The organism is Piscirickettsia salmonis LF-89 = ATCC VR-1361, assembly GCF_000297215.2.
Lineage (GTDB): Bacteria > Pseudomonadota > Gammaproteobacteria > Piscirickettsiales > Piscirickettsiaceae > Piscirickettsia > Piscirickettsia salmonis.
In genome coordinates, this window is sequence record NZ_AMFF02000051.1 from 1 (window position 1) to 5,515 (window position 5,515).

At 38.6% G+C, this 5,515-nt stretch carries 6 protein-coding genes; 4 read left to right on the forward strand and 2 right to left on the reverse strand.

What is annotated here, in order from left to right:
• The coding region (locus C200_RS05115; protein ID WP_033923702.1) for an ABC transporter permease at window positions 1-454 on the forward strand (454 nt) is incomplete at its 5' end.
• A gap of 195 nt (window positions 455-649) precedes the next feature.
• Window positions 650-1,660: a DUF481 domain-containing protein gene (locus tag C200_RS05120; RefSeq protein WP_016211599.1), complete on the forward strand. Its 1,011-nt coding sequence runs from the start codon at window positions 650-652 to the stop codon at window positions 1,658-1,660.
• Between the two features lie 12 nt (window positions 1,661-1,672).
• Here the strand turns inward: C200_RS05120 and C200_RS05125 are convergent, their stop codons facing one another.
• Both C200_RS05125 and purB read right to left on the reverse strand, forming a co-directional pair.
• Window positions 1,673-2,140 carry a CBS domain-containing protein gene (locus tag C200_RS05125; protein ID WP_016211595.1) on the reverse strand — a complete coding sequence of 156 codons (468 nt, stop codon included), beginning with the start codon at window positions 2,138-2,140 and terminating at the stop codon, window positions 1,673-1,675.
• Window positions 2,141-2,497: 357 nt separating this feature from the next.
• Window positions 2,498-3,868, reverse strand: coding sequence for an adenylosuccinate lyase (gene purB / locus C200_RS05130; protein ID WP_016211597.1), 1,371 nt, complete (start codon window positions 3,866-3,868; stop codon window positions 2,498-2,500).
• A 305-nt stretch (window positions 3,869-4,173) separates the two neighbouring features.
• Between purB and C200_RS05135 the strand changes: the two genes are divergently transcribed.
• Together C200_RS05135 and C200_RS05140 are read left to right on the forward strand one after the other, a co-directional pair.
• Window positions 4,174-4,596: an Hsp20 family protein gene (locus C200_RS05135; RefSeq protein WP_016211601.1), complete on the forward strand. Its 423-nt coding sequence runs from the start codon at window positions 4,174-4,176 to the stop codon at window positions 4,594-4,596.
• Between the two features lie 335 nt (window positions 4,597-4,931).
• Entirely contained in the window at window positions 4,932-5,450 is a 519-nt protein-coding gene (locus tag C200_RS05140) for a hypothetical protein (protein ID WP_016211600.1), read from the forward strand.
• Window positions 5,451-5,515: the final 65 nt, after the last annotated feature.

Sequence of the window (5,515 nt, forward strand, 5' to 3'; positions counted from 1 at the left end):
CACTTATGGGGGGTTGACACTAAGAGGTGTATTAATCGGGTTGATTGTTTTTATCATTAGTCTATTTTTTGCCAAATTTTATATTAAAAATATAATATTGGTGATTATTACATCAATATTATCTTGTTTAATATTTTCTTTAATTGGTATGATGACCGGGGTTTATATTAAGGGCTTTGACCAAATCAGCGTTATTCCGTTATTTTTTATTCGGCCTTTAAGTTATTTGGGTGGGCTATTTTACCCACTCGCTCATTTGCCGATCTTTTGGTATAAGTTGGCACTGTTTAATCCTCTGGTTTATTTAATTGATGGTTATCGGCAGCTCTTTTTTTATCAAGTGGATAGTTTTAGCGTTGTACTGTGGCTGATATGCATATTATTTTTCCTGTCCGGCTTGCTTTATTATCTTACTTATTTGTTAATTAAGAACAGGTGCAACCTCATTCGTTAACTTATTGATTATAGCCTGTTTGCTCTTTAAGTCTCGGTGGTTTTTTTCAGGATAACGTCGGTACTGATGGCCTGGGTATAATAAAGCGGGTGCTGATTTATACTTTTTGTAAAGTTTGATCTTGCGAATGTATAGATGGTTGAGCTTTATAGGGGTTCGCCGTAGAATGGCAAAAAAGCGTTTTTGAGGGTGATTATGAAGCACGTAGCAACAGCTTCTGCAACGGCAGGCTTAGTGATGGTGGCGGCAGGGTCATTGTCTTTTGCGGCAACTGCGGTGAATGGTGATGATATTAAAAGCTTAGAAGCAAAAATTGCCGACCAGGAAAAAGCCCTGGTCAACAGCCAGCAACAACTTGCGACCATGAAAGCCGCGCTAATCAAATCAGGTGAGTTACCGGCTGAAGTGTCTGAGCAATCAGCTGATCGCGCTAGCACAGATGTAAATAGTAGTGCTGTGAGCCAAAGTGATACAGAAACGACTGAAAAACAGGCCAACAGTATTCAAGCTGCTGCACCTTCGTCTACGACCGCAGCTCCAGCAGCGGTTGCTGTTAGTCGCTGGAAAGGCACGAGCTTAGGATTGGGAGCGACGATTAATACTGGGGATAACTCCTCACAAAAGTTAAATGGTGTGCTTAATCTAAAATATACGGCTTTGCCTTGGGAATATAGTGCAAAGGTGGATCCACAGTATCAGCACTCGAGTGATCAAGGGGTGAGTACGAGTAAATATAATGTTATTTTAGCAGCAAACTATTATTTTTCACCGAAGAATTTTATTTATAATAATTTTACTTATACGTATGATAAATTCGATGGTAATGATTATTACTGGAACTATTCATCAGGGTATGGTCGCACCCTATATCAAGGCCCAGAAGTGACAATCACGGGACAAGTTGGCCCAGGTTATGTGCAGCGTAAAATTCAAGATAGTGGCGAAGTTCAGCGTTTATTGTCTTTAAATACAATGGGTAGATTAGATTGGCAAATTAATGATAAAACGGTATTTAGTCAGATCTTAACCCCGGTGTATACGACTGATTTGACGACAGTAACGACTTCGACAGCATTAACGACACAGTTAATTGGTAATTTAGGCTTACAGGTGCAGTTTGATACTAAGTATTTGTCAAATGTTACGAGTAGCGCACGTCGCTTTACCACGACAACGAGTTTGAACTTATTGTATTCTTTTGCTTAAGTTTATTATGTTTTATTCGCTGTCTGTGTCTTTAAAATTGATCAGTGGCAGCGGGTTGTCAGCATCATTGAGATGATCTTGAATAAAGTGTTTGATAATGTCTTTCCAGGTGAGTATGCCACACAAGCTGTTATCTTCATCCAGAACGGGCAAGCAGGAAACATCTTTTTGTAAAATGCGCTTTGCTGCTGTTTCTATGCTCTCATTGGCCTGAGTGCAAATGGGGTGACGTGTCATAATTTGATGTGCTAAGCGGTTGGCGGTATCTGTATCGCGATTTTGCTCGGCTGCAGTTCCCCAGTAGGGGCTTAAGGCCATAACGATATCACTATCGGAGATGAGGCCCGCGAGGTGGTTATCATGGACAATAGGTAAGTGGTGTATATTCTTACTTTTGAAAAAGCTATAGATTTCGCCGATGGTGCTATCCATATGGCCGGTGATCACGGGGCTAGTCATAATGTCTTTTACTATTGTCATCGACTTTCGCTCTTAATTTTAATCTCACTTAGCTTAATTATTAGTATATTTATAGTTGTTAGTTTAGTTATTAGTTGCGCTTAAATTAGATCATCGGTCTCTAATTATGCTTTAAAGCATAGTTAATATTTACTGTTTTAGTGGAATACCTTTGGCCATTAATAAAAAATATTAATTTAATGTATTGAATTATAATTAATAGTTATTTTAAGAGAAGAGCTTGATTTAGCTTGATTAACCGTGAGTCAACGAAGATTAGAAAGTTAACTTAGAGGATGAGTAGGGAGCTGTAAGGGTGAGGGAGGAGTGGGCAAAATAGATTATTATTTCGCCCTGTTTTTATAGTTAGCTTTAGTTTTAATTGAAATTTTGAGTTTGCTGGATTGCTGAACCAATATAGCTGGCTGGTGTGAGTTCTGTTAGCTCTGTTTTGACCGCTTCAGGTAAGTCAAGCTGGTTGATAAATTGGTGCATATCCTCAAGGGTAATGCGGCGGCCACGAGTGAGTTCTTTGAGCTGTTCATAAGGGTTAGCAAGACCATAGCGTCGCATGACCGTCTGTACCGCTTCACCTAAAACTTCAATATTACTATTTAAGTCAGTGAGTAATGTTTCCTCATTAATTTGCAGTTTATGCAAGCCCTTGAGGGTGGCTTGGTAGCTGATTAAACTATGAGCAAAGCCTACGCCGATGTTGCGTAATACCGTCGAATCTGTGAGGTCACGTTGCCAGCGAGAAATGGGTAATTTATGGGCAAAGTGTTCGAGTAATGCATTGGCAATACCTAAATTACCTTCTGAATTTTCAAAATCTATGGGATTAACTTTATGTGGCATCGTTGATGAGCCCACTTCGTCGGCAATGGTTTTTTGCTTAAAATAATTTAAGGCAATATAACCCCAGACATCGCGATCAAAGTCGATCAAAATGGTATTAAAGCGGCTGATGGCATGAAATAACTCAGCAATATAATCATGTGGTTCTATTTGTGTTGTATATGGGTTTTGTTCAAGGCCGAGTGAGGCGATAAAGTCTTTGGCAAAACTAGCCCAATCAACTGTTGGATAAGCGGCCAGGTGAGCATTGTAATTACCCACAGCACCATTGATTTTACCTAGTAATGTTACGGATTGGGCTTGTTCAAGTTGGCGTGATAGGCGATAGGCAGAGTTTGCTAGCTCTTTTCCCATGGTACTGGGAGACGCCGGTTGACCATGTGTGCGTGATAATAGCGGGATATGCTGAAATTCTTTTGCTAATACTTTGATTTTGTTTATCACTTCTTCCATATGAGGGAAGATCGATTGCTTGCAGGCATCTTTGAGCATCAATGCATAAGCGAGATTATTAATATCTTCTGAGGTGCAAGCAAAGTGGGCCCACTCGATTAAATGCGCTGTTTCTTCATGGGCTTCTAAGCGCTCTTTAATATAGTATTCAACCGCTTTAACATCATGATTGGTCGTACTTTCAATGGCCTTGACTCTTTCAGCTGCATTGATATCAAAGTCTTCGATAATGCGATTGAGTAGTGTTGTTGCTGTTGGGTTAAGAGGTTTGATCTCACTAATCTCAGCGTGGTTGGCTAGCTTTTCTAACCAGCGTACTTCAACGACTGTACGGTAATAAATTAAGCCATATTCACTAAAGATATGACGTAAAGGTTCAACTTTACTGGCATAGCGGCCATCAACGGGGGAAATTGCAGTCAGTGTGGATAATTGCATCGCATCCTCTCAAGGGCATTTGTACTCACTTATAACGCGCTTATATTACTGTGGTCTTCCTGGTTTTGCAAAGTATTAGCAAGAAAGGTCCAATTAGCACGTGTGTGTCTTGTTTGACCATATTTAGATTGCGCGTGTATCCAGCAGGCTTTTTTGATCAATGTTTTTGATAAAAAGATATTGTTTAAAGTAATTTTTAAACAAGACTTGAATTAGATTTTATTGCCCTTATTTAATTAATGTGGAGGCCAGAATGGATCCACAATATATAAACAATTTTACTTGCTTTATGAGGAGTAATTCATATGAGTAACTTTAATTTATCCCCTTTATTTCGTACGTCTGTTGGTTTTGATCGTATTCTAGATATGATGGGTGATTTAACTGAGCGTCAACCGGCCAGTTATCCACCTTATAATATTGAAATGTTGGCCGAAAATAAATATCAAATTACCATGGCGATTGCCGGTTTTTCTCGTGAAAACATTGATATTCAGCAAGAGCAAAATAGCTTAATTGTCACAGGTAAGTTACCTTGTGAAAATGTTGATAAAGAGCGTAAATTTTTACACAAAGGTATTGCTGAGCGTGCATTTAAACAAGAATTTCAGCTGGAAGATCATGTTAAAGTCACAGGTGCTGAATTAGAGCATGGCTTATTGTACATTAATTTAATGCGTGAGATTCCAGAGGCGATGAAGCCGCGAAAAATTGCAATTGGTTCATAAGGTCAGGGTTATAGTCAGACGAAAGTAGTAGATAAAAAAATGGCATAGTTTATAATTTTAAAAATTGATTAAATGAATAAATTTAATTTTTAGCCAGAATTTTTCTGGCTTTTTTATTTATATATATAATTTGTAAGGTTTAATATAAATAACCGTAAGTAATTAATGATTTTTTTGATAGAAATGCTATTTCAGTTGTTTTCTTCACGAAGAAACTTTATTAAAATTTAACGTAATGCTTGATTTATTTTTAAAAATCAACGTGTAAAACAATTTGATGGATTAGTAGAGTAGAGGCTCGCATTTTTTGATAATTAAAGCGGGGGGATAACGATATGGCAGCAATAGAGCAACATTTACGCGGTTTATTGCGTGCGGGAGCAGAAGAGCAGAGGGAGTATCGTCAGCAATTTAGTTTACTTAAAGAGCGTGTGCTCAAGCATAGTTGGCTGAATGGACAGAGAAAAAGGGATATTAAAGATGCAAATGATGTGGTTGAGCTTTGTAATATTTGTGCTACTGATTTTGACCTTAAGCGTGTCCTTGTCAGACAGCTAAATATAACAGGTGACTTTGATATTCTAAAAAAAATAGTGAGGCCTTCAGGTGATTTTGTGCGCCCTGATGATATTTTTGCATGTGGTGAAAATAAGCCAGAGCTTAAAGCGTCTTCGACTGATTTGCAGGAATACCGAAGCTTGCTTTCCCCAGAAGACGAAGATCAAATATACTTGGAGCAGCTTGGTAAGCTTAAAATTAGATTATCTGCATCTGATCTTATTGATGATATAACTAAAGGGTTGATTGAAGATTGCAATGGTCTATCTCAGCCGCTGCGAGCCATGGAGTGCTAAGCACGGGGTGAGTAGGCCGAGGTAGGTTCGGGTTTTTAGCAGAGCGGAGTTGCGAAAGACCGTTA

Excerpts from the sequence above, each read along its gene's own strand:
- C200_RS05140 (WP_016211600.1), top strand. The coding sequence starts at position 4,932 with ATGGCAGCAATAGAGCAACATTTACGCGGTTTATTGCGTGCGGGAGCA.
- C200_RS05135 (WP_016211601.1), top strand. The coding sequence starts at position 4,174 with ATGAGTAACTTTAATTTATCCCCTTTATTTCGTACGTCTGTTGGTTTT.
- C200_RS05120 (WP_016211599.1), top strand. The coding sequence starts at position 650 with ATGAAGCACGTAGCAACAGCTTCTGCAACGGCAGGCTTAGTGATGGTG.
- C200_RS05125 (WP_016211595.1), bottom strand. The coding sequence starts at position 2,140 with ATGACAATAGTAAAAGACATTATGACTAGCCCCGTGATCACCGGCCAT.
- purB (WP_016211597.1), bottom strand. The coding sequence starts at position 3,868 with ATGCAATTATCCACACTGACTGCAATTTCCCCCGTTGATGGCCGCTAT.